Consider the following 24,938-nt stretch of genomic DNA (forward strand, 5'->3'; position numbering starts at 1 on the left):
ACCATGGGGCGCCTGCACCGACGAGTGCTGCCGTGCTCGACAACCAGACGTCGCCACTCCAGGGGTAGCGAGATACGCCAGCACCCCTCGGACCTATGCAGCCAGCGGTCGTCCCAGTTAGCGTGGAAGGGCATGGCGTTCGCAGTTCTGGATCCGGTCAGCGCTCTCATCCGACACCTCCGAAGCGTTCAAGCCCCTCGCCTGTTGCAAGGTGGTGGCTCAGACGCTCCGACGTCGCGGCCACTCACCGCCCAGCTTTATACACATAGTTATCCACAGCCCGACGAGAGATTACACACAGCTCTATCCACAGGCCGAGCACGCCATCGGGCGCCATTCCACGGCTGCGGGCGACCTCGTCCCACCTTCACTCTGAGCAGGAATGTGCCAACGACAGCCCGTCCAAGAACGGTGCCTCCTTAGCTCATGTTCGCAAGAGCTAGGAATTAGCCTTTAAGTGGTGATTTCGGGCTACTCCGACCAACTTTGCGCAGATCGACGGTAGCGCGCGAAATGTTTCACGTGAAACGCCTCGCTTCAATTCCCGGGCCGGAGTTCGGCCCTAGCTTGCCAGGAGCACTGATGCGTTTTGCTGGGCAGCGTATATCCACAGCCGGCTTGAAGATCTCCACAAAGTTATCCACAGCGATATCCACCGGCTATCCGGGCCCGGTTCGCAGACCTGACGTCCTGGCTGGCCTGTCTCACAGCCACCCGGCCAGAGCCGTGCGGCGGAGTCGCTGGGCTCTAGAGCCCGGCGATCTAGCCAGCGACCGGCACTGACGATACATGGGAAGGACACGGGTCCCGACCGAGAGACGCCTGACCAACTGCAGCTCGCCCGAGCGGCACGAAGCTAGCAGGCATCGGAACGGCCTCCAGAGATTGACGGCCCGTTTTCGAAACCCAAGTTTTCGGCGACGACTCAAATTTGCATCGATCCTAGAATCAACGCGGACCAGGCAAACAGGGGACTGGTGGCCAGTGTCAGAGCGACTCGTCTGTGTCGGGCACGACGGCATCGGCGCCCAGGTGAGCCTTTGGCCCCTTTAGATATGGCGGTCAGATGGCCTTACGGTGCTTAACCCCAGTCTGGATCCATGGCAATCCGCAGCCGCCCAACAGCACTACGAGGCCTCATATCAGGAGCGCAGGGATCTTCCTGTTTGCTGGGCCATCCCCGGGCTCCGGAGTACGTAGTTCGTGCAGGACTCGGTATTCCGTGAGCCGTCGCCGCCCTCAAGTTCTACCACCTCCCCAAGTGGTCTGACGGAATCTGCCGCCGTCCCCGCAACCGGTCTGGTGCGGAAAGGATTCACGCCTCCTAGTCCGTTCCGGCGCCTACGGCGCTGGCGTCCCCTGACCGGGGTACGGGGAGAGGCGCGGTAGGCCCACTCCGAGCCAGCAGAAGCGATGCACACGGACAAACCGGTTCGCGGCCTCCTGATAGCGGGGAACCGGCTCATGCAGTTGGTGCAACGCCGAAGTCTGGCAGCCTAGACATGCGCAGGAAATACAACGCGCAAGCATCTGTTTCCGACGCCTAGTTACGTGCGCGAGTTCACCACCAGCCCTGATACTTAACGCCGATTCTGGCGTCCGCATTACGATGTAAGTGCCCCTTCGCCGAGGGCCTGGATCCCAGCGGTGCTACCGAAGTGTGAATGAGAGGGGTCACACTATTCCCAAGCTCATMACCGCTCAGCCAGCTGCGGTTGCAATCCCGTTACACGTCACCTTCGCAGTGCCAAATACCGGCGATGGAGAAGGGGCTCCAGTCATTTGTCTTCAGTTCCCCGCGCCGTCGGCAATGTTTCACGTGAAACAGATACGGGGGGCCCCATCGCTGAAGGGGAAAGACGAAGAGGACGCGCTCCGACGCAATGGGCCCGCCGGCCAATGGAACGACGCAACGGGCAGCTGGCACATGCAATCGCATCACGTACTAAGTCGGCTCACAGGTTGTGAATCACGAAGGGGTCACAAGCGGGGTACAGTGCCTGCTAGACGCAGCTCTGCACCCGCTATGGCATGCCCCGTTTCACGTGAAACAAAAGTGGGCCGAGCGGATAACCGCGAGACCAAGGATGTTTCACGTGAAACGCTGGTCGATTCGGCGTGCAGCGGTGAAGGGATGTGTGTTCCCACCGCACCCAAAGCGAGCGGACGTCCCGGCGGGCCGGAAAGGGTTCCAGTCGGGCTGCAAGTCAGCGAGCTGGGAAGCTGTAGTTCGGCACATAGATTGCCCCGATTCGCATTGCGCGCGCTTCTGGTGAGCCATGTTACCGCGTGCCTCCTTGCTTTAGGGGTCCGCGTCCGGGCGCCCACGCCACTGCCCAGGACCTCTGAAGGTCAATATTGGGCCCGATACCCGCCGCGGCACCGGAGCAGTCTGACGGCCGACAACTCTAGGATGTACCGACTTGGGAGCGATTCACAGGCCTGCGAATCGGTGCTGACCGTGAGGAACAACCCTCAATGGAACACTTCGCGCGCAGACCCGCCGGAGTTGATGCTGAGGGGACCGGTCTGCCACCTGTTCAGCTACCCGTCGCTCAGGGAGTTTTTCGGGCCAACCGCCGAAACAAGAGCAGACAGAACAGGACCCGTTTCACGTGAAACGGGTCCTCTGAGAAGCAGCCTGCGAAAAGGTCCTAGTTGGAGTTCCCCGGGCTAAGAACTTCCATGATCCGATTCAAGTCTTCAACACTCGCGAACTCGATACTGACACGGCCTTTGCGCGCACCGAGGGAAATCTTCACGTTGGTGTCCAGACGATCGGACAGCGACGATGCCAGATAGTCGAGACGCTCGTGACGGGCTCCCGGGCGGGGGATGTTGTTCTTCGTAGGAGAGGCGGGGCTTTGGTACAGCGTCACAGCCTCTTCAGTGGCTCGGACGGACATGCCCTCAGCCACGATCTTCTGGGCCAGGCGTTCCATCGCAGCGGCATCAGGAAGAGCAAGGAGTGCACGAGCGTGCCCGGCAGAAATAACGCCGGCACCCACGCGCCGTTGGACCAGCGGCGGCAGCTTCAACAGCCGCAAGGTGTTGGAGACCTGAGGCCGCGACCGGCCGATCCGGTCGGCCAGTTGCTCGTGGGTCGTTCCGAAGTCCTCGAGGAGCTGCTGGTACGCGGCCGCCTCTTCAAGCGGATTCAGCTGGCTACGGTGGAGGTTCTCAAGCAGGGCATCGCGGAGCAGGTCATCATCGGTGGTGTCACGGACAATTGCCGGGATGGTATCCAGCCCGGCCGCCTGCACCGCACGCCAGCGGCGCTCACCCATGACGAGTTCGTAGGGTTCGCCACCTTCTTCGGTTGAAGTCCGCACCACAATTGGCTGGAGGACACCGATTTCCCGAACGGAGTGAACAAGCTCCGCCATGTCGTCCTCGTCGAAGACCGAGCGGGGCTGCTTGCGGTTGGGATGAATGTCCGTGACCGCGATTTCAGCAAAGCGGACACCAGGAACCTCTACCAGGTCGATTCCAGTGTCCACAGCAATATCGTTTACCGCCGGCTTGCGCTCGGGCGTGAAGTCGATCTCGGCTGCATCGCGGGATCCGTTCCCTGACGTGGGAGCTTTTCGTGCAGGGCTCCTCTTGACAGCCGGGCGCACAGATTCAGCCGGAGTATCATCCGTGCCAGATCCGGTCTCCGCCACAATACTTGTTGCGGCCGAGGTGGAAGTCCGGGTAGATGACTCAGGGGTGGAAGACGCCGTCGTCTTCTCTGCTTGGGGTGGCTCAGCCTGAAGTTCGTCCGATGCAATCGACTCTTCCGTCAGCGCAGCATCCGGGGTCCGTTTCCTGGCCTCTGGAAAGAAGAGATCAACAGGCCGGGACGGAGCAGCCCCGTTCCCGGAGGCGTTAGCCGAGGCGGAACTTGGAATCAGCGCGCCAAGTCCGCGGCCGAGGCCGCGTCGCTTATCGCTCATGGATAAATCCCTCCGGTGGAAGAGCCCGGGATGCTCCGGCTCTGGCTAGTGCAATTGTTGAGAAGATTCTAACGTTCAGCAATTTCCGCTGCGGCTTCCAGATAGGATAGAGCGCCGCTGGAGGAAGGGTCGTAGGTCATCACAGTCTGTTGGTAGCTCGGTGCCTCGGAAATACGGACCGAGCGCGGAACCACAGCCCCGAGCAYCTGCTCCGGGAAGTGTTCACGGACCTCCGCGGCCACTTGCGCCGCGAGGTTAGTCCGCCCGTCGTACATCGTGAGCAGGATGGTAGAGACCACTAGATCCGCGTTGAGGTGCTTCTGAATCATCTCGATGTTCTTGAGCAGTTGGCTCAGCCCCTCCAGCGCGTAGTACTCGCACTGGATCGGGATCAGGACTTCACCGGCCGCACAGAACGCGTTAACCGTCAGGAGTCCTAGGCTCGGCGGGCAATCGATAAAGATGTAGTCGAGCCGCTCCTCGCCGTTTTTGGCCCGTTCCTTGGCGTAGACGTCGATGGCTCGCCGCAGTCGCTGCTCGCGGGCCACCAGGCTGACGAGCTCGATCTCCGCACCGGCCAGGTGGATCGTAGCCGGGGCGCAGATCAGCTTGGCAATGTCCGGGCACGGCGCCACGACGTCCTGCAGCGGCACGTCGTTGATGAGCACGTCGTAAATGCTGTCGACTTCGGCGTGGTGTTCGATTCCCAATGCGGTGGAGGCGTTGCCCTGCGGATCGATGTCGATCACCAGCACGTTGAGGCCAGCGGCCGCCAGGGCGGCGGCGATGTTGACCGTGGTGGTGGTCTTACCCACCCCGCCCTTCTGGTTTGAAACCGTGAAGATTCGGGTCTTCTCCGGTTTCGGCAGTTCGCGTCCCAGCAGCCGCTCGCGGCGCTTGTTCTCGTGGGCGAGCTCGCGCGCAATCGGACTTGAATCGTCAATGGAGTCCAGTACGTTGCTGATCGAGGAGGCGTGGGTTTCACGTGAAACGCCTGCGGAAACGGCAGCTCCAGCAACCGATACCGTTTGCTTAGCGGAGATGCCATGAGCGATAGCGGGCGCTGCAAAGGCCCGCGCTGACCCCAGGGACACAAACGGCGGAATCCGTTGTGTGGAGGCTTCGCTACTGCTCACTGGACACTCTCACTCTCATTCGGCTGTTGCTGCCGGTTACTAGCCTAACCTCTTCCCCAAGCAGACCGAGGGCACCGGGCTGGTGCTACGCAATCTTTCGAGGCTTATTCACAATGATTCTGACTACCGTGGTCGGTTCTTCGAGAATGTCCTCGCCGACCACCACCACGGAGGTCTCCACGCCGCCGAGCTTACGAATCACTTTGGCCGCCTTTTCAATTTCCTCCCCGGCGCTCCGTCCCTTGATGGCGACAACCTCGCCCTTGCCGGCGAGCAGCGGAATGGTCAGCCCGGCGAGGTTTGACAGAGCTGAAACGGCCCGGGCGGTGACGACGTCGGTCGTCACCAGGCCCACTGCCAGTTCGGCCCTTGTCCGCATCACCGTCACGTTGTCCAAGCCGAGGTCATCGACCACTTCCTGCAGCCAGATCACTCGACGCTCAAGCGGTTCGATCAGGGTGAGCTCCAGATCCGGCCGCGCGATGGCAAGGCATAGCCCCGGAAGGCCGGCACCGCTGCCGACGTCGGCTACGTGGCTTCCGGGGGCGATCTCACGTTCGATGACAGCGCAGTTGAGGACGTGCCGGCTCCACAGCCGGGGCACTTCCCGTGGCCCGATCAGGCCGCGTTCGGTGCCGGAGGTAGCCAAATGCTCGACGTAGCGCTTAGCCAACTCAAGCCGGTCACCAAAAATAACTTCGGCGGCCTTTAGTTCGGCCGCGGTAATTTCCACCATCAAGCTATCCCGCGGATTCAGTCTGCGGAGACAACGATGTGCCGGTCGGCACCTTCGCCTTCAGACTCGCTCACGAATCCCAGGTCGGCGACGGTGTCGTGCACGATCTTTCGTTCGTAGGCACTCATCGGTGCCAGTGCGACAGGCTCACCCGACGCCTTTACCGAAGCAATGGCGTCTTCGGCAATCTGCTGCAGGTCACCGGCGCGGTCCGCACGGTAGCCGTTGATGTCCAGCACCAGGCGGGAGCGGTTCTCCGTGGCGGAGAGCACCGCTAAGCGGGTCAATTCCTGGAGCGCCTCCAGCACCTCACCATCCCGGCCAACCAGGTTTTCCAGGCCGGTGCCTTCCTCCTCGGCGACGATGGAGATGTAGGTGCGGCCATTGCGGACCTCAATGTCGATGTCGCCATCGATGTCGGCAATGTCCAGAAGTTCCTCGAGGTAGTCTGCGGCGACGTCGCCTTCTTCCTCCAGACGGCTCGTCGAGGAACCCTTCCCGGCCGCCAGACCGGCGCCGTCGGAGTCATTCGGGGCATCCGCTGCGCCGTCGTCCAGGACCTCATTCTGAAGTTCATCCTGAACTTCGTCCTGCGCAGGCGCGTCGGCGGAAATAGCGTTTTCGGTGCTCTCGGCAGACATTACTTCCTCTTCCTGTTCTTGCGCTGGGGCTGGACGCGCTGGCTCTTCGTGGCGATAGCGGCGGCAGCCGCTTCAGCCTCGGCGTCGGCCTTCTTGGCGCCTGTCAGCGGATGGGCCGGCAGGCCCCTGGCGGCACGGCGTTCGGCGAGGGCCCTGGCGGCGGGGGACCCGGGCGTCGGCATCCGGCGAATGACGAAGAACTGCTGTCCCATGGTCCACAGGTTGGTCGTGGTCCAGTAGATCAGGACACCGATGGGGAAGTTGATGCCACCGACACCAAAGACCAGCGGCAGAATGTACAGCATCATCTTTTGCTGCCGCATGAACGGGCTCGCCATGGCCTCATCGGACATGTTCTTGGCCATGATCTGCTTCTGCGTGATGAACTGCGAGGCGGTCATCGCAAGGATCATGACGACGCTAAGGACGACGACGGCCACATTGGTGGCCCCGCCGTGCAGCAGTGCAGCGGACAGCGGAGCACCGAAGATGCTGGAGGCGTCGAATTCCACCACCTGCTCATGACTCATGGCCCCGATGCCGGCGCCTTGGTCCTTCGCGGCCGAAATTCCGGAGAGCACCTGGAACAGCGCGAAGAAGAACGGCATCTGGATCAGCATCGGCAGGCAGGCGGAAAACGGGTTCGTCCCGTGTTTCTTGTACATGGCCATCTGCTCTTGCGCCATCGCCTGGCGGGAGAGTTGGTCGGTCTTGCCCTTGTACTTGTCCTGGAGCTTCTTCAGGTCCGGCTGCAACAACTGCATGCCGCGCTGGGCCTTGATCTGCTTGACGAAGACGGGAATCAAGGCTGCGCGGATCACCAGCACCAGCCCGATGATGGAGAGTGTCCAGGTCCAGCCGTTGGCAGCTGGCAGCCCGATAGCGCTGAGGCCATCGTGGAATCCGATCATGATGATGGAAACCAGCCACTTGAACGGGGCCATTATTGTTCCAATAAAGTCCATACGATATCCCTATTCGTCAGGCCGCAAAACGGCCTTCTCCATCAGACTCAGCAGCCAGGTACTTGTCCGGGTTATTCAGCACAACAATTGTGGGGGTGCGGCCTTCGGGCCACTCCCGGTGCCCGGCGGGGACATGGTCCACACCGCCGGAATTCCATGGGTGGCAACGTGCGAGGCGCCGCGCCGCGAGCCAGCTGCCCTTGACGGCGCCGTGCACCGTGATCGCTTCCAGCGCGTACGCGGAGCAGCTCGGGAAGAACCGGCAGACCTGTCCGTACAACGGGGAGACCACCTTGCGGTAGGCCATCAGCAACAGGATGAGGAGGTTGCGGGGCAGGTTCCAGATCATGCGGCCCACCCACGCTGCGGCGGCTTCGAGACGAAATCCACGTTCGGGGACGACGGCGGCAGTCGAGTTACGCACGCTGGGTCCCTTCCTGTGTTCTCTCGTAAGAAACTGTAGAAGCGGCCTGTGGAAGGCGGCTGCCCAACCGTTTCAGGGTTGTCTCCAAAGCGGCGCTGTAATCGCTCAACAGGTCATCCCAGCCAGCTGCTGCCGAGGCGGGCAGTGCCCGGACCACGATAGCGAACCCGCTGGGATATTTCTGCAGCGACAATGCGCCGGCTTCTCTTAGTCTCCTCTTAACGAGGTTCCTGACAACAGCGTTCCCGACACTCTTGGAAACGATGAAACCGATCCGGCTTGGTTCACCGGCAGCGAGAGCTGCCGTATATAAYACTAAGTTCCGGCGTCCATTGCGGACGCCGGAACGTACAGTTGTTGAAAAATCGGTTGAGGTCCTCAGACGGTTCCGGGTGGCTAGCACCGTTCGACTCGCATAGGGATGGTGACCGACGAGTCAGTTATTTAGGCCGACAGCTCGGTGCGGCCCTTGCCACGACGGGCTGCCAGGATGGCACGGCCGGCACGGGTACGCATACGAAGGCGGAAGCCGTGCTTCTTGGCTCGACGGCGGTTATTCGGCTGAAAAGTCCGCTTGCTCACGTTAGTTACTCCAGTGGATCAAAGGTGCGCCCACCCGAACAACAAAAGGGGAAGAACTGGCCGACGCTAAGTTTTGTATGTGCCGCCACCCTCGACTCGCAAGACGCAGGCGTCGGGAGAGATTCAATGAGGCGGAAAGCGGACACAAAGGACTTCACAACGTTAGGCGAAAAATGCCTCCATAGTCAAACCGGGAGCGGCTCTGGCGCCTGTCCCCAGCTGTGGTTAACCCGCCCTGTTGCCTGTGGATGAACTGCGTCACGCACCTCGTTTTCGAACTACACCGGTGTGATTATCCACAGGCTTGATCCCAGCTATCTTCTAGGCTTTTCATCACCTAGAGTGTCCCAGTAGCCGATTATCCACGGACTGTGCACAACCCTGTGGATTAAGCCGGGGCCAGCTCCCTGGTTCAGGTCTGGTGGCTGCAGGTAACGCAGGCAAGCAAGGTTTGAGGAACTGATTGATGACGGTAGACGAAGCCAACCACGCAAACACCGTCGGAAGTTCCTGGCGGCGGGTTGTCAGCCTTCTGGAGAATGATCACCGCGTCACACCCCGGCAGCGTGGCTTCGTCATCCTCGCCCAGGCCCAGGGCCTGATCGGTTCCACCTTGCTGGTGGCGGTGCCCAACGAACTCACCCGGGAAGTCCTCCAGACCCAGGTCAAGGACGCCCTCGATGATGCCCTCCGGGACGTTTTCTCCGACGAAATCCGTTGCGCTATCGACGTCGACACTGACCTGGTGCCGCTGCATGTTGAGCCGGAGCCCGCGGCGGAACTGTCCTTGGCCGCCGATCCCATGGTCGAACTGAAACCCCAGCCCATGCTGCCGAGCACGTCCCAGGAATTCGGCCGGCTCAACCCGAAGTACATCTTCGACACCTTCGTGATTGGGTCCTCCAACCGCTTTGCGCACGCCGCCGCCGTCGCCGTCGCCGAAGCGCCCGCGAAGGCATACAACCCCCTCTTCATCTACGGCGATTCCGGCTTGGGCAAGACCCACCTGCTGCATGCGATCGGGCACTACGCCCGCCGGCTGTACAGCGGCATCCGGGTCCGCTACGTCAACTCCGAGGAATTCACCAACGACTTCATCAACTCGATCCGCGACGATGAGGGCACCAGCTTCAAGACCACCTACCGCAACGTGGACGTGCTGCTGATCGATGACATCCAGTTCCTGGCCGGCAAGGACGCCACCATGGAGGAGTTCTTCCACACCTTCAATGCGCTGCACAACAACAACAAGCAGGTGGTCATCACCTCGGATCTGCCGCCGAAGCAGCTCGCCGGCTTCGGGGACCGCCTGAAATCACGCTTTGAGTGGGGATTGCTTACTGATATCCAGCCTCCCGAGCTGGAAACCCGCATCGCCATCCTGCGGAAGAAGGCCCTTAGCGAAGGCCTCTCCGCCCCGGACGACGCCCTGGAGTACATCGCTTCGAAGATCTCGAGCAACATCCGTGAACTTGAGGGCGCGCTGATCCGGGTCACGGCGTTCGCGAGCCTCAACCGGCAACCGGTGGACGTGGGCCTCGCCGAAATGGTGCTCAAGGACCTGATCACCGACGACGGCGCCCAGGAGATCACTTCGGCCCAGATCCTTACCCAGACGGCTGATTACTTCAAGCTCAGCATGGAAGAACTTTGCAGTAAGTCCCGCACCCGCACGCTGGTCACCGCTCGGCAGATCGCAATGTACCTGTGCCGCGAACTGACCGACATGTCGTTGCCCAAGATTGGCCAGGAACTCGGCGGCCGCGACCACACCACGGTGATCCACGCCGATCGGAAGATCCGCGAGCTCATGGCTGAGCGCCGCGTGATCTACAACCAGGTGACCGAGCTGACCAACCGGATCAAGCAGCAACAGCGCAATTCCTGAGGGGATGCGCCGCCATCTCCTACCTTATTAACAGGAGGCTGTGGACAACCCTGTGGATAGTTAAGGGGACAACGGCGCTTAATGGGCTTAAAACCCTTAAGGCGCCTGTGGATCAGCGATGTGGGCAAAAATGTTGTCCCCATCCACACCCTGTTTAAAACCTGCTCCGCCCACAGTCCATGAACAGGGCTTAACCCCGGAAACACACGGCCAGACGAAGTTATCCACAGTTTCCACAGGAGTTATTAACACTACTAATCCCAAGAAAATGAAATTCCCTCAAACAACAGTTTCTGTGCCGCCCCACGACGCCCGGTTTGGACCGAGCTGACCCGCCGCCGGGAAGCCCCGGACGGAACCACACTGGTGTAACCCGGGGATGGGAGAACTCCGCTCTTGGGGCTAAGCTGTCTGCAGTGCGTCCGTCCCGGACACCCTCTTGTAATTCGGACCCCGAAACCGGAGCCAGCACGAAGACCCGGGACGCATGTACTTGCCTCTTGGCCGACCCGGTAGAACCGCCGGAAATGCCGTGGTCCAATGATTTTTTAGTGATGTCAGCAGCAATGAAAGGCGGCACCCTTCCGTGAAGTTCAGAGTCGAGCGGGACGTCCTGGCCGAAGCCGTGACTTGGACCGCCCGGTCGTTGTCTCCGCGGCCGCCCGTTCCGGTACTGTCCGGCCTCCTGCTCAAGGCTGAAGCCGGCACCGTCAGCCTGTCGAGCTTTGACTACGAGACCTCGGCCCGTCTCGAAATTCCGGCTGACATCACCACCGAGGGCACCATCCTGGTTTCCGGACGCCTGTTGGCCGACATTTGCCGCAGCCTGCCCTCCGCGCCGGTCGAGATCGAAACCGATGGCAACAAAGTCACCCTCAGTTGCCGCCGCAGCAGCTTCCACCTGGCCACCATGCCGGAAGCCGAATACCCGCCGCTGCCTGCGCTGCCCCCGATCAGCGGCACGGTGGCCGGTGACTCGTTCGCCCAGGCCGTCTCGCAGGTGATCATCGCTGCCAGCAAGGACGACACTCTGCCCATCCTGACCGGTGTCCGGATGGAAATCGAAGACGACCTGATCACACTGCTGGCCACCGACCGCTACCGGCTCGCCATGCGCGAAGTACCGTGGAAGCCGGCGACCCCGGGCATTTCCACCAGCGCGCTGGTGAAGGCCAAAACCCTCAACGAAGTTGCCAAGACGCTCGGCGGCAGCGGCGACATCAACCTCGCCCTGGCCGACGACGACAGCCGGCTGATCGGGTTCGAAAGCGGGGGCCGCACCACGACGTCGCTCCTGGTTGATGGCGACTACCCCAAGATCCGCTCGCTCTTCCCGGATTCCACCCCGATCCACGCCACGGTGCAGACCCAGGAACTGGTCGAAGCCGTCCGGCGTGTCTCGCTCGTGGCCGAACGAAACACTCCCGTGCGGCTCGCGTTTACCCAGGGACAGCTGCACCTCGACGCCGGAACCGGCGAAGACGCCCAGGCTTCCGAAGAACTCGAAGCCCAGCTGACCGGTGAGGACATCACGGTCGCCTTCAACCCGCACTACCTCATCGAGGGCCTGAGCGTCATCGAGACCAAGTTCGTCAGGTTTTCCTTCACCACGGCCCCGAAGCCGGCGATGATCACCGCGCAGCAGGACGCCGACGGTGACGACCAGGATGACTACCGTTACCTGGTCATGCCGGTCCGCCTGCCCAACTAGTCCCCACCGCCACCCTCGCCTCGCAAGCTCGGCCAGGGAACCTTGGCGGCGTGGGCCCACGCAGACGTTGTCGTTTTGAACCCTCAAAGCGACACCTAATGCGAGTCAGTTGGGCGCCGCCCACCCCTAACCACCAGCGCAGAAAAGAGTTCACACCGTGCACATCGGACTGATCGGCCTTGGCAAAATGGGTTTCAACATGCGCGAACGGATGCGCAAGGGTGGAATCCAAGTCACCGGCTTCGACCGCAACCCGGACGTCACCGACGTCGCCACCGTGGATGAGCTGATTGCCGCCGTTCCGGCGCCCCGGCTGATCTGGGTCATGGTCCCCTCCGGCGAGATCACCGGAGCAGTGATCACCGAACTCGGCAACAAGCTCGACGCCGGCGACCTCGTGATTGACGGCGGTAACTCACGCTTCACCGAAGACCAGAAGCACGCGGCAGCGCTGGCCGAAAAGGGCATCCGCTTCGCCGACTGCGGTGTTTCCGGCGGCGTCTGGGGACTCCAAAACGGCTACGGCCTGATGGCTGGCGGCGACGCGGCCGACATCGAGCGCGCGTTGCCGGTCTTTGATGCCCTCCGGCCCGAAGGCGACCGCGCGGACAGCTTCGTGCACGTGGGCGGCGCGGGCGCSGGACACTWCGYCAAGATGGTGCACAACGGCATCGARTACGGCCTGATGCAGGCCTACGCGGAAGGCTACGAGCTCCTCGCGGCCAAGGACATCGTGAACGATTTGCCGGGCACCTTCCGAGCCTGGCAAAAGGGGACCGTCGTCCGGTCCTGGTTGCTCGATCTCATGGTGAAGGCCCTGGACGAGGATCCGGGACTGGAATCAATCGACGACTACGTCGAGGATTCCGGTGAGGGGCGCTGGACTGTCGAGGAAGCGATCGCCAACGCGGTGCCGGCCCCGGCCATCACCGCGGCATTGTTCGCGCGATTCTCCTCCCGCGAAGACAGTTCGCCGGCGATGAAGATGGTTTCCGCGCTGCGGCACCAGTTCGGCGGCCACGCCACCCGGCCAGCCAAGTAACGCCCGGAGTCCCTGAAACCGGCGTGTACCTAGAACAACTTTCGCTAACAGATTTCCGCAGTTACAGCCAGGTGGATCTCGGCCTGGAACCGGGCGTCACAGTGCTCGTGGGCGCCAACGGGATCGGCAAGACCAACCTGATGGAAGCGATCGGCTACCTCGCTACACTCAGTTCGCACCGGGTCAGTTCGGACGCGCCGCTGCTGCGCTTCGGCACCGAGCGGGCGATGATCCGGGCCAAGCTGGTCCGCGGCGTCCAGTCCACCGTGCTGGAGCTGGAAATCAACGGCGGCCGCGCAAACCGTGCCCGGATCAACCGCAGCAATCCGGTCCGGGCCAGGGACATCCTGGGCATCTGCCAAACAGTGCTCTTCGCCCCCGAAGACCTCGCCTTGGTCAAGGGCGATCCGTCCAACCGGCGCCGTTTCCTGGATGAGCTCTTGGTCAGCCTGGCACCCCGGCACGCCGCCACCCGCAGCGACTACGACCGGGTCCTCAAACAACGCAATGCGCTGCTGAAATCCGGCCGTGCGGGCAAGTTCACCGCCGGCCACGAGGCAACCCTCGACGTCTGGGACCAACATATGGCCCGGGCCGGTGCGGAACTCCTGCACGCGCGGCTTGAGCTGGTGGACCGGCTGCTGCCGCACCTGCACAACGCATACGGCCAGCTCACGGACGGGTCCAAGGCGGCGGGCGCGGTGTACCGCTCCAACTTGCAGGGTTTGGTCGACGACGACGGGGAGGTGCCTGCCGTCGACGCGACGGGAACACCGGCAGCCGGGCTCGAAGACCTGCGCTTGCTGGGCGTCGCCGAACTGACCGACCGTTACGTCCGGGCCTTCGCCGCGTCGCGCCGCAAGGAACTGGAACGCGGCGTTTCCCTGGTGGGTCCGCACCGCGACGACTTGGAACTGATCCTCGGGCAGGCCCCGGCGAAGGGGTATGCCTCGCACGGCGAAACCTGGTCCATGTGCCTGGCCCTGCGGCTGGCCTCGTACTACGTGATGCTGGACGATACGCGGACCGGCGGATCCGCGCCGATCCTGATCCTGGACGATGTTTTTGCCGAATTGGACGTCCAGCGGCGGCGTAAACTGGCGGCAATAGTATCCGGCGCGGAACAGGTACTGGTGACCGCCGCCGTCGAGGACGACATCCCGGCGGAACTGGCCGGACGGCGCGTGAAGGTCATTCCGGGAGGAATCGATGAGCCGGACAAACGATGAATTGCGATAGATTGCGATGAATAAGGACACCGACGGCGGCCTGCAGCCGGGACGCGACCCGGACGACATCGACGCCGCTCAGGCCGCACTGAACCGGATGCGCGATGCTGCGGCAGCACGCGGGGAAATCCGCCGCAAGTACCCGGCACGTCCCGGCAGCGCCAGCCAAAAACCGGCCCGCGGCACCCGCACCCGCGGCTTCAGCCAGTTCCACGGCACCGGACGGGATCCGCTGGGGCTCGGCAAAGTGGTGGGAAGGCTGGTAGCCGAACGGGGCTGGAGTTCCCCGGTCGCGGTCGGCTCCGTCATGGCACAGTGGCCGGCCCTTGTGGGACCGGAAATTTCCGCGCACTGCACGCCGGAAAGCTTTACCGACACGACCCTGCACGTGCGTTGCGATTCGACGGCGTGGGCCACCCAGCTGCGCCTGCTGAGCCTGAGCCTATTGGAAAAATTCCGGGTCGAACTTGGTGACGGCGTCGTGACGAGCATCCAGGTGCTTGGTCCCGCGGCGCCCAGCTGGCGCAAGGGACTGCGGACTGTGAACGGCCGCGGCCCCCGCGACACCTACGGGTAGTTGCGCGGCCCTCGGGGACCCGGGCCTGAAGCGCTTCTTCCAAAAGCATTGAAAAATCGACAAGCGCCGTGTAGGGCGCTCTAGGGACCCGGATTCGTATAGGAACCCAGCCGGAGCACCCCTGGAGCCTTGGAGGCGGAGCCAACGGCCTCCCAGCGGTACTTTGCCCGCCGTTTGAGGCTCCAAAATGCGGGTTTCCGGTGTATAACACGGTAGAATCGAGATAGATAACTGGGCGCCGGTGAAACGTCGACTGAGTCCGTTTCCGACGCGATTTTTTTCTGCGCGGAGATCGGTTCTCACGAGTGATGCTGCCAGCGCCATCAGTGACGTGCCTGTTGGCGTTTTGCCGTTCCCTCGGGATTTGGCTACCGCCGGCCTTCAACGAACGTAGAGGAGTCGAAAGCGCCTGTGGCTAACGACAGTACAGAATTCCCGGCAGTCGATCCAACGGCAGTGGCCTCAGCGGCGGTCACCCCGGCAGCGGAGGTGACGCCCCGCGAATACGGTGCCAGCGACATCACGGTGCTCGAGGGCCTGGAAGCTGTCCGGAAACGCCCCGGCATGTACATCGGCTCCACCGGCCCGCGCGGCCTGCACCATCTGGTCTATGAAGTGGTGGACAACTCGGTCGACGAGGCGCTGGCCGGTTACTGCACCCACATTGAGATCGTTCTGCAGGCCGACGGCGGCGTCAAGGTAGTTGACAACGGCCGCGGCATTCCGGTGGACATGCACCCCACGGAGCACAAGCCGACGGTGGAAGTGGTCATGACCATCTTGCACGCCGGCGGAAAGTTCGGCGGTGGCGGTTACGCGGTCTCCGGCGGTCTGCACGGAGTCGGCATTTCCGTGGTGAACGCGCTCTCCAGCCGCGTCGATACGGAGGTGCGCCGGCAGGGCCACGTCTGGCGGATGTCTTTTGCCGACGGCGGCAAGCCGCAGGGCGGCCTGGTCATGGGCGAAGAAACCAATGAGACCGGCACCATCCAGACGTTCTACCCGGACGCCACCATATTTGAGTCCACGGTGTTCGATTTCGAGACCCTGCGGGCCCGTTTCCAGCAGATGGCCTTCTTGAACAAGGGCCTGCGCATCACGCTGACCGACGAGCGCCGCGCCGCCGAGGAGCCCTCCGACGATGCGGACCTGGACCTCGACGTCATCGAAACCGAGGGAGAGGTGCCCGCGGACTTCCACACGGTGGTGTACCAGTACGACGACGGCCTGCTGGACTACGTGAAGCACTTGAACTCGGGTAAGAAGGTCGAAGTCGTCCACGAAGACGTCATCGCCTTTGAAACCGAAGACAAGGAACGGCACATCGCCCTGGAAATGGCGATGCAGTGGACCAACGCGTACTCCGAGAGCGTCCACACCTACGCCAACACCATCAACACCCACGAGGGCGGAACCCACGAAGAGGGGTTCCGTGCTGCGATGACTTCGCTCATCAACCGCTACGCGCGGGAGAAGAGCATCATCAAGGAAAAGGACGACAACCTCACCGGCGACGATATCCGGGAGGGCCTGACCGCCGTCATCTCCGTCAAGCTCGCGGAACMGCAGTTCGAAGGTCAGACTAAAACCAAGCTGGGCAACTCCGAGGTCAAGGGCTTTGTCCAGCGCGTGGTCACCGACGGTCTCGGTGACTGGCTGGAGCGTAACCCGGGTCCGGCCCGCGACGTCATCCGCAAGGCGATCTCCGCCGCCCAGGCCCGCATGGCGGCCCGCAAGGCGCGCGATAACGCGCGGCGCAAGAGTCCGCTCGAGTCCTTCGGCATGCCGGGCAAGCTCTCGGACTGCTCTTCCAAAGATCCGCAAAAGTGCGAGGTCTACATCGTGGAGGGCGACTCGGCGGGTGGTTCGGCCAAGCGCGGGCGCAACCCCGAGACCCAGGCGATCCTGCCGCTGCGCGGCAAGATCCTGAATGTGGAACGCGCCCGGCTGGACAAGGCGCTGGGCAATGCCGAGGTCCAGTCGATGATCACGGCGTTCGGCACCGGCATCGGCGAGGACTTCGATATGTCCAAGCTCCGCTACCACAAGATCGTCCTGATGGCCGATGCCGACGTCGACGGCCAGCACATCACCACCCTGCTGATGACGTTGCTGTTCCGCTACATGCGGCCGCTGATCGAGAACGGCTACGTGTACCTCGCACAGCCGCCGCTGTACCGGATCAAATGGTCAAACGCCCCGCATGACTACGTCTACAGCGACCGGGAGCGCGACGCGAAGCTGGTCTCGGGCCAGGCCGCCGGACGGCGTATCCCCAAGGACAACGGGATCCAGCGCTACAAGGGGCTCGGCGAGATGGACTACACCGAACTGTGGGACACCACCATGGATCCGGACCACCGCACGCTGCTGCAGGTCACCATGGACGACGCCCTGGCCGCCGACCAGGTCTTCGCCACGCTGATGGGTGAGGACGTCGAGTCCCGCCGTAACTTCATTCAGCAGAACGCCAAGGACGTCCGGTTCCTGGATATTTAGCGCGCGCCGCCTAATATTCTCGAACCGGTATATACCTGAAACGGAAAATAGACAATGAGTGACGAAACACCTGAAGTTCCCGCCGAATCCGGCGCTGAATCCGTGCTCGAAGGCAACGTTCTTGACACCGATGTGCTGACCGACCGTGTCGAGCAGGTCGACCTGCAGACGGAAATGCAACGGTCCTACCTCGACTACGCGATGGCCGTCATTGTGGGCCGGGCCCTGCCGGACGTTCGCGACGGACTTAAGCCGGTGCACCGCCGCGTGATCTACGCCATGTTCGATGGCGGCTACCGCCCGGAGCGGTCCTTCAACAAGTGCGCGCGTGTGGTCGGCGAGGTCATGGGCCAGTACCACCCGCACGGCGATACGGCTATCTACGATGCGCTGGTCCGCCTCATCCAAGACTGGACGATGCGCTACCCCCTGGCATTGGGCCAGGGGAACTTCGGTTCGCCCGGCAATGACGGTGCCGCCGCCCCGCGGTACACCGAGACCAAGATGGCCCAACTGGCCATGGAAATGGTCCGGGATATTGACGAGGAAACCGTCGACTTCCAGGACAACTACGACGGCAAGAACCAGGAACCCACGATCCTTCCGGCGCGGTTCCCGAACCTGCTGGTGAACGGCTCCTCGGGCATCGCCGTCGGTATGGCCACTAACATTCCGCCGCATAACCTCCGCGAGGTTGCCGACGGAGTCCAGTGGTATCTGGCCAACCCCACCGCCAGCCGCGAAGAACTGCTCGAAGAGCTGATGGTGCGCATTAAGGGACCCGACTTCCCGACCGGTGCCACGATCCTCGGCCGCAAGGGAATCGAGGACGCGTACCGCACGGGTCGTGGCTCCATCACCATGCGCGCCGTGGTCAACGTCGAGGAACTTCAGGGCCGGACCTGCCTGGTGGTTACCGAACTGCCGTACCAGGCCAACCCGGACAACCTGGCCATCAAGATCGCCGAACTGGTCAAGGACGGCAAGATCTCGGGCATCGCCGACCTCCGCGACGAGACCTCCGGCCGCACCGGCCAGCGCCTCGTGATCGTGCTCAAGCGCGACGCCGTCGCCAAGGTGGTGCTGAACAACCTCTACAAGCACACCCAGCTGCAGGACAATTTCCCGGCCAACATGCTGGCCATCGTCGACGGCGTGCCGCGCACCCTGAGCCTCGATGCCTTCATCCGGCACTGGGTCACGCACCAGATGGACGTCATCGCACGGCGCACCCGGTACCGTCTGCGGAAGGCGGAAGAGGAAGCCCACATCCTGCGCGCCCTCCTCAAGGCGCTCGACGCGCTCGACGAGGTCATCGCATTGATCCGGGCGTCCAACACCACCGAGGCGGCGCGCGACGGCTTGATGGAGCTGCTGGCCATCGACGAGCTGCAGGCCCGCGCCATCCTGGACATGCAGCTGCGCCGGCTGGCCGCCCTGGAACGCCAGAAGATCCAGGACAAGCACGCCGAACTGGAAGCTGCCATCGCCGAGTACACCTCGATCCTGGCCTCCGAGCAGCGTCAGCGGGAGATCATCAGCACCGAACTTGCTGAAATTGTGGCCAAGCACGGCGACGACCGCAGGACCGCGATCCTGATGGGCTACGACGGCGACATGTCGATCGAAGACCTGATCCCCGAAGAGGAAATGGTGGTCACCATCACCCGGGGCGGCTACGTCAAGCGCACCCGCAGCGACAACTACCGTTCCCAGCAGCGCGGCGGCAAGGGCATCAAGGGCGCCCAACTGCGCGGCGACGACGTCGTGGAGCACTTCTTCGTCACCACGACCCACCACTGGCTGCTTTTCTTCACCAACCTGGGCCGGGTCTACCGCGCCAAGGCGTACGAACTGGTTGAAGCCGCCCGCGACGCGAAGGGGCAGCACGTCGCGAACCTCCTGGCGTTCCAGCCGGATGAGCACATCGCGCAGGTGCTGGATCTACGGGATTACCAGCACGCGCCGTACCTGGTGCTTGCCACCAAGCGCGGGCTGGTCAAAAAAACGCGCCTGGAAGACTACGACACCAACCGTTCCGCCGGCGTGATCGCCATCAACCTGCGCGACGGCGATGAGCTCGTCTCCGCCCAGCTGGTGTCCGAGACGGATGATCTCATGTTGGTGTCCCGCAGGGGCCAATCGATCCGCTTCACCGCGACGGACGAGGCCCTGCGCCCGATGGGCCGGGCAACCTCCGGCGTGACCGGGATGAAGTTCCGCGAAGACGACGAGCTCCTGGCGGCCGACGTGGTCACGGACGGATCCTTTGTGTTCATCGTGACCGAGGGCGGCTACGCGAAGCGCACCGCCGTCGAGGAATACCGCCTGCAGGGCCGCGGCGGCCTCGGCATCAAGGTCGGCAAGTACCAGGAGGAACGCGGCCACCTCGCCGGCGCGCTGATCGTCCAGGAAGAAGACGAAGTCCTGGTGGTCATGGAAGGCGGCAAGGTGGTGCGCTCCGCAGTGAGCGGGGTCCCCGCCAAGGGCCGCGACACCATGGGCGTAATCTTTGCCAAGCCGGACAAGAACGACCGGATCATTGCGGTGGCCCGGAACAGCGAACGCGGCCTCGAGAGCGAGGAATCTGCGCTCGAAAACGACGTGGAAGCTCCGGCTCCGGGGCAGGATGACGTAACGTTGGCTGGAGCTAGCGGATCGCATGAGGGGTCTGCAGAGACAGAATCAGTACCGGTCCCGGAGTCAGATGAGTCATCAGGCAATGCCGAACTGGACGAAGACAACACCGGAGGTAATGCGTGAGTAATTCCGACTCCTATCCCAAGTCGAGCAGCGGCCCCGGCGGCTCCCGGCAGCCGGCAGCGGCTCCCCGGGTAAACGCGCCGTCGCGGCCCCAGCAGCGCCCCGCCGCCGCGGGTGCGGGGCAACGTCCCGCCGTGCCCGGCCAGCGGCCACCCGGCCAGGGCCAGCGTCCGGCGGCCCCCGGCCAGCGCCCGGCGCAACCGGGCCTCGTCAAGCCCGCCCCGAAGGCCAAGGTGCGCCGCGCGCGCCTGCTGGTCAGCAAGGTGGAGCCCTGGTCTGTGCTCAAGATGGCCTTCCTGCTCTCGGTGGCCCTTGGCATCGTTACCGTCGTCGCCGCGATCGTGCTCTGGACCGTCCTGGACCTGACCGGCATCTTTGACCAGGTCGACGGACTGCTTGGCACCCTCGCGGGCACCGAAAGCGGCGGCTTCGAACTGAAAAAGGTTGCCTCCCTGGGTCAGGTCGCATCCTTCGCGGTCATCATTGCGGTGATCAACGTGGTCCTGCTGACCGCGCTTTCGATGTTGTCGGCAGTGCTTTACAACATCGCAGCCACCCTCGTGGGCGGCATCGGCGTCACCCTCACGGACGACTAGAACCCGTACTTTCCGCCGGGAATCCCGGGGGAATTGCCTCGATTTGAGATCGGGCCGGGATGTGCTGTAAAGTCATATCTCGGCCCGATGAGGCATCGGGGCGTATAGCTCAGGCGGTTAGAGCGCTTCGCTGATAACGAAGAGGTCCCAGGTTCAAGTCCTGGTACGCCCACGGAACCGGTACCGGTTCTTGTAAAGGTTCACTTAAAACTGAACCCGGAACGGGGTGCGTGTGAAGAAGTTGCTGGTAGTCGCAGCCACGATCGCAGGCGTCCTGCTCTACAAGAAGGTACAGGAATCCGAGGCCCGGAAGGCAGTTTGGAGCAAGTCAACCGACACGGTTGATTAGCTCCGATCCCCGCAGGGAAAGCTGGAAACGGCTCGCCGGCACCGGGGTATGATTGACGGGTTGCTTCTTATGGGGGCATGGCGCAATTGGTAGCGCACCTGCTTTGCAAGCAGGGGGTTCGGGGTTCGAGTCCCCGTGCCTCCACCATAGGAAATGGTCCCGGTCAGCAGAAATGCTGGCCGGGACCATTTGCATTCCGCCAGGCCGGCCCCGGGGCTTGACCTGGCCTACGGGCCGAACGCCTCCGCCGGCACACTACTGTTGACTCGTGAACTTCTTCCTCGCGGCGCTCGGCGTGCTGGGCGTCGCCTCGTCCGGCCCCTTGATCGCCGCCACCCTGGGCGCGACCTCCGTCAGTGCCCTCGCAATAGCATTCTGGCGCAACGCCATAGCCGCCGTGGTCATGGCAGGTCCGGTGTTGGTCCGGGAGCCGCGCCAGTTCGGCCGGGTCAGGGCCAGCGAGTTCCGCTGGTCCCTTGCCGCCGCGGTTGCGCTGGCTTTGCACTTCGCTTGTTTCATCACCTCCCTGCAACTGACCTCGGTGGCGGCCGCGACGGCCCTCGTCTGCCTGCAATCAGGCTGGATCGCGGTGTTCCAGCTGTTCCGCGGCGTCCGGCACAGCTGGCAGGTCCTCGCCGGACTGGGCCTCGCCTTTGGCGGGGTGGTGGCCATTACCGGCTTCGACATGGGAAGCTCGCCGGAGGCCCTCACGGGCGATCTCCTCGCCGTCGTCGGCGGCATGCTGGCGGGAATCTACACGCTGGCTGGCGGCAAGGCCCGGCAGACGATGGGCACCGGCGTCTACACGACGCTCTGCTACGGCATGTGCGCCGCCGTGGTGGCCGTGCTGGCCCTTGCGGCCGGACAGCCGCTGGCCGGATTCGACGCCACCGGCTGGCTGGGAATCCTGGCCATCACGGTGTGCGCGCAGCTGGTGGGACACACCGCCTTCAACCATTTGCTGGCCACGATGAGCCCGCTGCTGGTTTCGATGATCATCCTGCTGGAAATTCCGGGGGCTGCGCTGCTGGCGGCCGTGTTCCTGGATGAGACCCTCCCCGCCGGAACCTACGCCGGCCTGGGAATGATCCTGGTGGGGCTCGGCGTCGTCGTGGCGGGGCAACGCCGCGCCCATGTAGTGCGGCGCGACGCCGCACGGCTGGCGGAGCTCGGAACGGACTGACGCGGCGGCCGGCCCGTCGGGCTACTGGCCGCCGCGGCGGGCCGGCTGGGCCGTGTTCACGGTGTGAATGGCCCGCAGCAGCTTAGCCGGGAAGTAGACCGAGAAAAACACCACCATGGGTGCCTTCAGCGCCATCTTCTTGACGTTGTGCGCCTTGTAGGTCCGGTCGAACCGCGTGACGTAGTAGCGGTAGTCGCGGGGCGAATCCTCGAGCCGGCGTGCCGACATGCCGGAGACCATCTGCGGCCAGTACTGGATCCGGAGCTCGTGGTCGGCAAGATGCAAGGAGAGGTCGATGTCCTCATGCATCTCGTCCTTCTCATCCCGGCAGGTGTCCAGCCGGATCGTTTCCCAAGCGGAGCGCCGCAGCGCCATGTTGGAGCCGAAGAGGAAGTGGTATTGGTGCTTGGCCAGTTTGAGCATGAACTGACGCATCTTGTCGTCGGCCTTGAGGCCGAAGCGCCGCATCGGCATGTCGTAGTACACCACAGGGCCGGTGGCAGCGTGCACGGACTCATCCGCGAATGCCTTCTGGACCTGCTCCACCCAGTCCGGTTCCAGCACCGAGTCGGCGTCAATCCTGCCCAGGACTCCGCCGGTGGCGTGGTCAAGGCCGTAGTTCCGGGTGGGGATGAGGCCCTGGTCCTGGTCCTGGCTGAGCAGGACGATGGGGCTCTCCGGATATTCCAACTGCATCTGCCGGACGATGTCCGCCGTTCGGTCCTTGGACATGTTGTCCACCACGATGATCTCGTGCGCGGGAACGGACTGATAGACGGCGGCAATCAGGCACTGTCGGATGACGCTTTCCTCGTTGTACGCCGGGATGACGATAGAGACAGCCGCCGGCTGTACAGCATCGTCAAAGGCATCCAGGGAGGATTTTTCGGGTGACATCACCCCAAATTTAGCACCTGCATGGGCTTTGGCTTCCGCTGACTGGCACAGCGGCACACCAATTTGAAAGCTAAGGAGGGACTGCGCCAGCGGCGGAATCCCTCCTTGAGCTGTTGCCCGTCCGGCCGGGCTGTCCGGCCGGTTGGCGGGCTCGCGTTTCGTGTCCGGTCCCTACTTGAGCTTGTTGTCGCCGTTCAGGGTCCCGGCGGCATCCGGCTTCACGGCCGCGGTATCGGCCGCGTCCGCGGATTCCTCGGACTTCGCTGCCTCTGCCGAGGCGTCCGCCGCTTTGTCTGCGCCGGAAACGGCCGCGGCAGTTGCGTCCGCGGAGGCCTCCTTGGCGCTTTCCTTAACCTCGGTGACCGTCGTGGCCGGAACCGGGGCGGGCGTCGCCGGGGTAACGGGGGCGGGGGTCTTCCACGGGTCCTCGATGGGCTTGGAAGCCTTCCACGCGGCGACGCCGGCGGCTGCGGCCGCGGCGATGACGCCGAAGATCAGGAACCCGCGATGTTTGGGCTTCTGCGGCTGGGCGAGCTTACCCGTGGCGGCACGGCTGGCTTCGGCCGCAGCGGCGTTGACCTGCTGGCTGGCCGACTGCACCTGCTCCTGGAAGTTGCGGATAACACCGGAGTCAACCAGCCGCTGCGCCACCGCATCCACGTGGGCCGGCGCACCTTCGAGGGTGCGGTGAACCGCCTCGGAGGCCAAACCGATCTGGTCGGAGAGCTTGGGCAGGTAATCTCCGACGACGCGGTCCCGCGCGTTGGCGATCACCGGAGCGGCTTTGTCCAGGGCGTCGTGCAGGCGGGGGGTGGCGCTGTCAACGGCGTCGTGGATCTTCGGCGCCAGCTGGGCCAACCCGTCCTGAAGGCGGGGGGTCACGGTCGCAACGCCGCCGGCCAGGTTGTGGGCCGCCGACTTGAGGCCCTCCTGGATCTTGGGGGAAGCGGTGTCCAGACTCTGCTGCAGGCGCGGAACGGCCCAGTCGACCGCCGCCTCGACCCGCGGGGCGGCCCAGTCCTTGGCGTTTTCTACTGCGCTGCTGACTGACTGCTCCAGCTCGCGGGCCATACGATCCGTTTTCTTCACAACTACCTCCCGATTAATGTGACGGTTCTGCAGTTAGCCTACGGGTCTGGGACTCCACCGGCTATTCTTCGGACGGATTTTGGCCGGATTTCACCCAGCGCGGAACTACCTGCGCGCCCCTGTGCACAGGTCGCCGCCGTGGAAGAATAGGCCCCATGACTGCCATCGCAACTGCAAAAGCAACCATTCACACGAGCCTCGGCGACATCGTCGTCAACCTCTTCGGCAACCACGCGCCCAAGACCGTGAACAACTTCGTCGGCCTGGCCACCGGCGAACAGGCCTGGACGCACCCGGAGAGCGGTGAAGACAAGACCGGTACGCCGCTCTACAACGGCACCATCTTCCACCGCATCATCAAGGACTTCATGATCCAGGCCGGCGACCCGCTCGGGCGGGGCGTCGGCGGACCGGGCTATAAGTTCGACGACGAAATCCACCCGGAACTGACCTTCAACGAACCGTACAAGCTGGCCATGGCCAACGCCGGCATCCAGATGGGCCGCGGCACCAACGGATCCCAGTTCTTCATCACCACCATCCCGACCGGCTGGCTGCAGGGCAAGCACAGCATTTTCGGCGAGGTGGCGGACGAGGAGTCCAAGAAGGTCGTGGATGCCATTGAGGGCGTCCGTACCGGCATGGGCGACCGTCCGGTCGAGGACGTCGTCATCAACAGCATCGACGTAGAAC

The 24,938-nt window shown here is 63.4% G+C and carries 21 protein-coding genes and 2 tRNA genes; 13 read left to right on the forward strand and 10 right to left on the reverse strand.

Annotation, left to right across the window (positions count from 1 at the left end):
- Positions 1–2,654: 2,654 nt before the first annotated feature.
- The 8 genes from AB4Y86_RS00435 to rpmH form a co-directional block, all read right to left on the reverse strand.
- Complete coding sequence (locus AB4Y86_RS00435; protein WP_441399394.1) at positions 2,655–3,938, reverse strand: ParB/RepB/Spo0J family partition protein; 1,284 nt, start codon at positions 3,936–3,938, stop codon at positions 2,655–2,657.
- Positions 3,939–4,006: 68 nt separating this feature from the next.
- A complete protein-coding gene (locus tag AB4Y86_RS00440) occupies positions 4,007–5,074 on the reverse strand; it encodes a ParA family protein (protein WP_441399395.1) in 1,068 nt (355 codons plus the stop codon).
- Positions 5,075–5,159: 85 nt separating this feature from the next.
- A complete protein-coding gene (rsmG, locus tag AB4Y86_RS00445) occupies positions 5,160–5,810 on the reverse strand; it encodes a 16S rRNA (guanine(527)-N(7))-methyltransferase RsmG (protein ID WP_441399396.1) in 651 nt (216 codons plus the stop codon).
- Between the two features lie 17 nt (positions 5,811–5,827).
- Positions 5,828–6,451, reverse strand: a complete 624-nt coding sequence (locus tag AB4Y86_RS00450; RefSeq protein WP_441399397.1) for a Jag family protein — start codon at positions 6,449–6,451, stop codon at positions 5,828–5,830.
- Complete coding sequence (gene yidC, locus AB4Y86_RS00455) at positions 6,451–7,416, reverse strand: membrane protein insertase YidC (protein WP_441399398.1); 966 nt, start codon at positions 7,414–7,416, stop codon at positions 6,451–6,453. The genes AB4Y86_RS00450 and yidC overlap by 1 nt, the downstream gene beginning before the upstream one ends.
- Positions 7,417–7,432: 16 nt before the next feature.
- Positions 7,433–7,840, reverse strand: a complete 408-nt coding sequence (gene yidD / locus AB4Y86_RS00460; protein ID WP_441399399.1) for a membrane protein insertion efficiency factor YidD — start codon at positions 7,838–7,840, stop codon at positions 7,433–7,435.
- The gene (gene rnpA, locus AB4Y86_RS00465; protein WP_441399400.1) at positions 7,833–8,243 is read right to left on the reverse strand and encodes a ribonuclease P protein component; all 411 of its coding nucleotides are present in this window, start codon (positions 8,241–8,243) and stop codon (positions 7,833–7,835) included. The genes yidD and rnpA overlap by 8 nt, the downstream gene beginning before the upstream one ends.
- 41 nt (positions 8,244–8,284) lie before the next feature.
- The gene (rpmH, locus tag AB4Y86_RS00470; RefSeq protein ID WP_003800212.1) at positions 8,285–8,422 is read right to left on the reverse strand and encodes a 50S ribosomal protein L34; all 138 of its coding nucleotides are present in this window, start codon (positions 8,420–8,422) and stop codon (positions 8,285–8,287) included.
- 466 nt (positions 8,423–8,888) lie between these two features.
- Here rpmH and dnaA point away from each other — a divergent pair, with 466 nt between their 5' ends.
- From dnaA to AB4Y86_RS00530, 12 genes are all read left to right on the forward strand, one after another.
- Entirely contained in the window at positions 8,889–10,310 is a 1,422-nt protein-coding gene (gene dnaA, locus AB4Y86_RS00475) for a chromosomal replication initiator protein DnaA (protein WP_441399401.1), read from the forward strand.
- Positions 10,311–10,896: 586 nt separating this feature from the next.
- Positions 10,897–12,021, forward strand: coding sequence for a DNA polymerase III subunit beta (gene dnaN, locus AB4Y86_RS00480; RefSeq protein WP_441399402.1), 1,125 nt, complete (start codon positions 10,897–10,899; stop codon positions 12,019–12,021).
- A gap of 157 nt (positions 12,022–12,178) precedes the next feature.
- Complete coding sequence (gene gnd, locus AB4Y86_RS00485; protein WP_441399403.1) at positions 12,179–13,063, forward strand: phosphogluconate dehydrogenase (NAD(+)-dependent, decarboxylating); 885 nt, start codon at positions 12,179–12,181, stop codon at positions 13,061–13,063.
- Between the two features lie 23 nt (positions 13,064–13,086).
- Positions 13,087–14,292, forward strand: coding sequence for a DNA replication/repair protein RecF (recF, locus tag AB4Y86_RS00490; protein ID WP_441399404.1), 1,206 nt, complete (start codon positions 13,087–13,089; stop codon positions 14,290–14,292).
- A gap of 16 nt (positions 14,293–14,308) precedes the next feature.
- Positions 14,309–14,869, forward strand: a complete 561-nt coding sequence (locus tag AB4Y86_RS00495) for a DUF721 domain-containing protein (protein ID WP_441399405.1) — start codon at positions 14,309–14,311, stop codon at positions 14,867–14,869.
- A 411-nt stretch (positions 14,870–15,280) separates the two neighbouring features.
- Positions 15,281–17,368 (forward strand): DNA topoisomerase (ATP-hydrolyzing) subunit B, encoded by a 2,088-nt coding sequence (gene gyrB, locus AB4Y86_RS00500; RefSeq protein WP_441399406.1) that lies wholly within the window; start codon positions 15,281–15,283, stop codon positions 17,366–17,368.
- 54 nt (positions 17,369–17,422) lie between these two features.
- Positions 17,423–20,131, forward strand: coding sequence for a DNA gyrase subunit A (gyrA, locus tag AB4Y86_RS00505; protein WP_441399407.1), 2,709 nt, complete (start codon positions 17,423–17,425; stop codon positions 20,129–20,131).
- Positions 20,128–20,727 carry a DUF3566 domain-containing protein gene (locus AB4Y86_RS00510; RefSeq protein WP_441399408.1) on the forward strand — a complete coding sequence of 200 codons (600 nt, stop codon included), beginning with the start codon at positions 20,128–20,130 and terminating at the stop codon, positions 20,725–20,727. Before gyrA ends, AB4Y86_RS00510 begins: the two co-directional genes overlap by 4 nt.
- Before the next feature lie 98 nt (positions 20,728–20,825).
- Positions 20,826–20,899, forward strand: a tRNA-Ile gene (locus tag AB4Y86_RS00515).
- Positions 20,900–20,959: 60 nt separating this feature from the next.
- Positions 20,960–21,076, forward strand: coding sequence for a DLW-39 family protein (locus AB4Y86_RS00520; RefSeq protein WP_441399409.1), 117 nt, complete (start codon positions 20,960–20,962; stop codon positions 21,074–21,076).
- A 71-nt stretch (positions 21,077–21,147) separates the two neighbouring features.
- Positions 21,148–21,223, forward strand: a tRNA-Ala gene (locus AB4Y86_RS00525).
- A gap of 121 nt (positions 21,224–21,344) precedes the next feature.
- Entirely contained in the window at positions 21,345–22,259 is a 915-nt protein-coding gene (locus AB4Y86_RS00530) for a DMT family transporter (RefSeq protein WP_441399410.1), read from the forward strand.
- 21 nt (positions 22,260–22,280) lie between these two features.
- Here AB4Y86_RS00530 and AB4Y86_RS00535 read toward each other — a convergent pair whose 3' ends face one another.
- Entirely contained in the window at positions 22,281–23,156 is an 876-nt protein-coding gene (locus AB4Y86_RS00535) for a glycosyltransferase (protein WP_441399411.1), read from the reverse strand.
- Positions 23,157–23,327: 171 nt separating this feature from the next.
- The gene (locus AB4Y86_RS00540; RefSeq protein WP_441399412.1) at positions 23,328–24,245 is read right to left on the reverse strand and encodes a hypothetical protein; all 918 of its coding nucleotides are present in this window, start codon (positions 24,243–24,245) and stop codon (positions 23,328–23,330) included.
- 155 nt (positions 24,246–24,400) lie between these two features.
- On the opposite strand from AB4Y86_RS00540, the gene AB4Y86_RS00545 reads away from it, so the two are divergent.
- A partial coding sequence (locus AB4Y86_RS00545; protein ID WP_441399413.1) for a peptidylprolyl isomerase occupies positions 24,401–24,938 on the forward strand: 538 nt, incomplete at its 3' end.

The sequence above is a fragment of the Arthrobacter sp. 2YAF22_2 genome (assembly GCF_052114645.1).
Classification (GTDB): domain Bacteria; phylum Actinomycetota; class Actinomycetes; order Actinomycetales; family Micrococcaceae; genus Arthrobacter.

Coding starts and splice junctions, on each gene's coding strand:
- AB4Y86_RS00495 (WP_441399405.1), top strand. CDS start 14,309: ATGAATAAGGACACCGACGGCGGCCTGCAGCCGGGACGCGACCCGGAC.
- gyrA (WP_441399407.1), top strand. CDS start 17,423: ATGAGTGACGAAACACCTGAAGTTCCCGCCGAATCCGGCGCTGAATCC.
- rsmG (WP_441399396.1), bottom strand. CDS start 5,810: ATGGTGGAAATTACCGCGGCCGAACTAAAGGCCGCCGAAGTTATTTTT.
- AB4Y86_RS00450 (WP_441399397.1), bottom strand. CDS start 6,451: ATGTCTGCCGAGAGCACCGAAAACGCTATTTCCGCCGACGCGCCTGCG.
- AB4Y86_RS00435 (WP_441399394.1), bottom strand. CDS start 3,938: ATGAGCGATAAGCGACGCGGCCTCGGCCGCGGACTTGGCGCGCTGATT.
- yidC (WP_441399398.1), bottom strand. CDS start 7,416: ATGGACTTTATTGGAACAATAATGGCCCCGTTCAAGTGGCTGGTTTCC.
- dnaA (WP_441399401.1), top strand. CDS start 8,889: ATGACGGTAGACGAAGCCAACCACGCAAACACCGTCGGAAGTTCCTGG.
- AB4Y86_RS00535 (WP_441399411.1), bottom strand. CDS start 23,156: ATGTCACCCGAAAAATCCTCCCTGGATGCCTTTGACGATGCTGTACAG.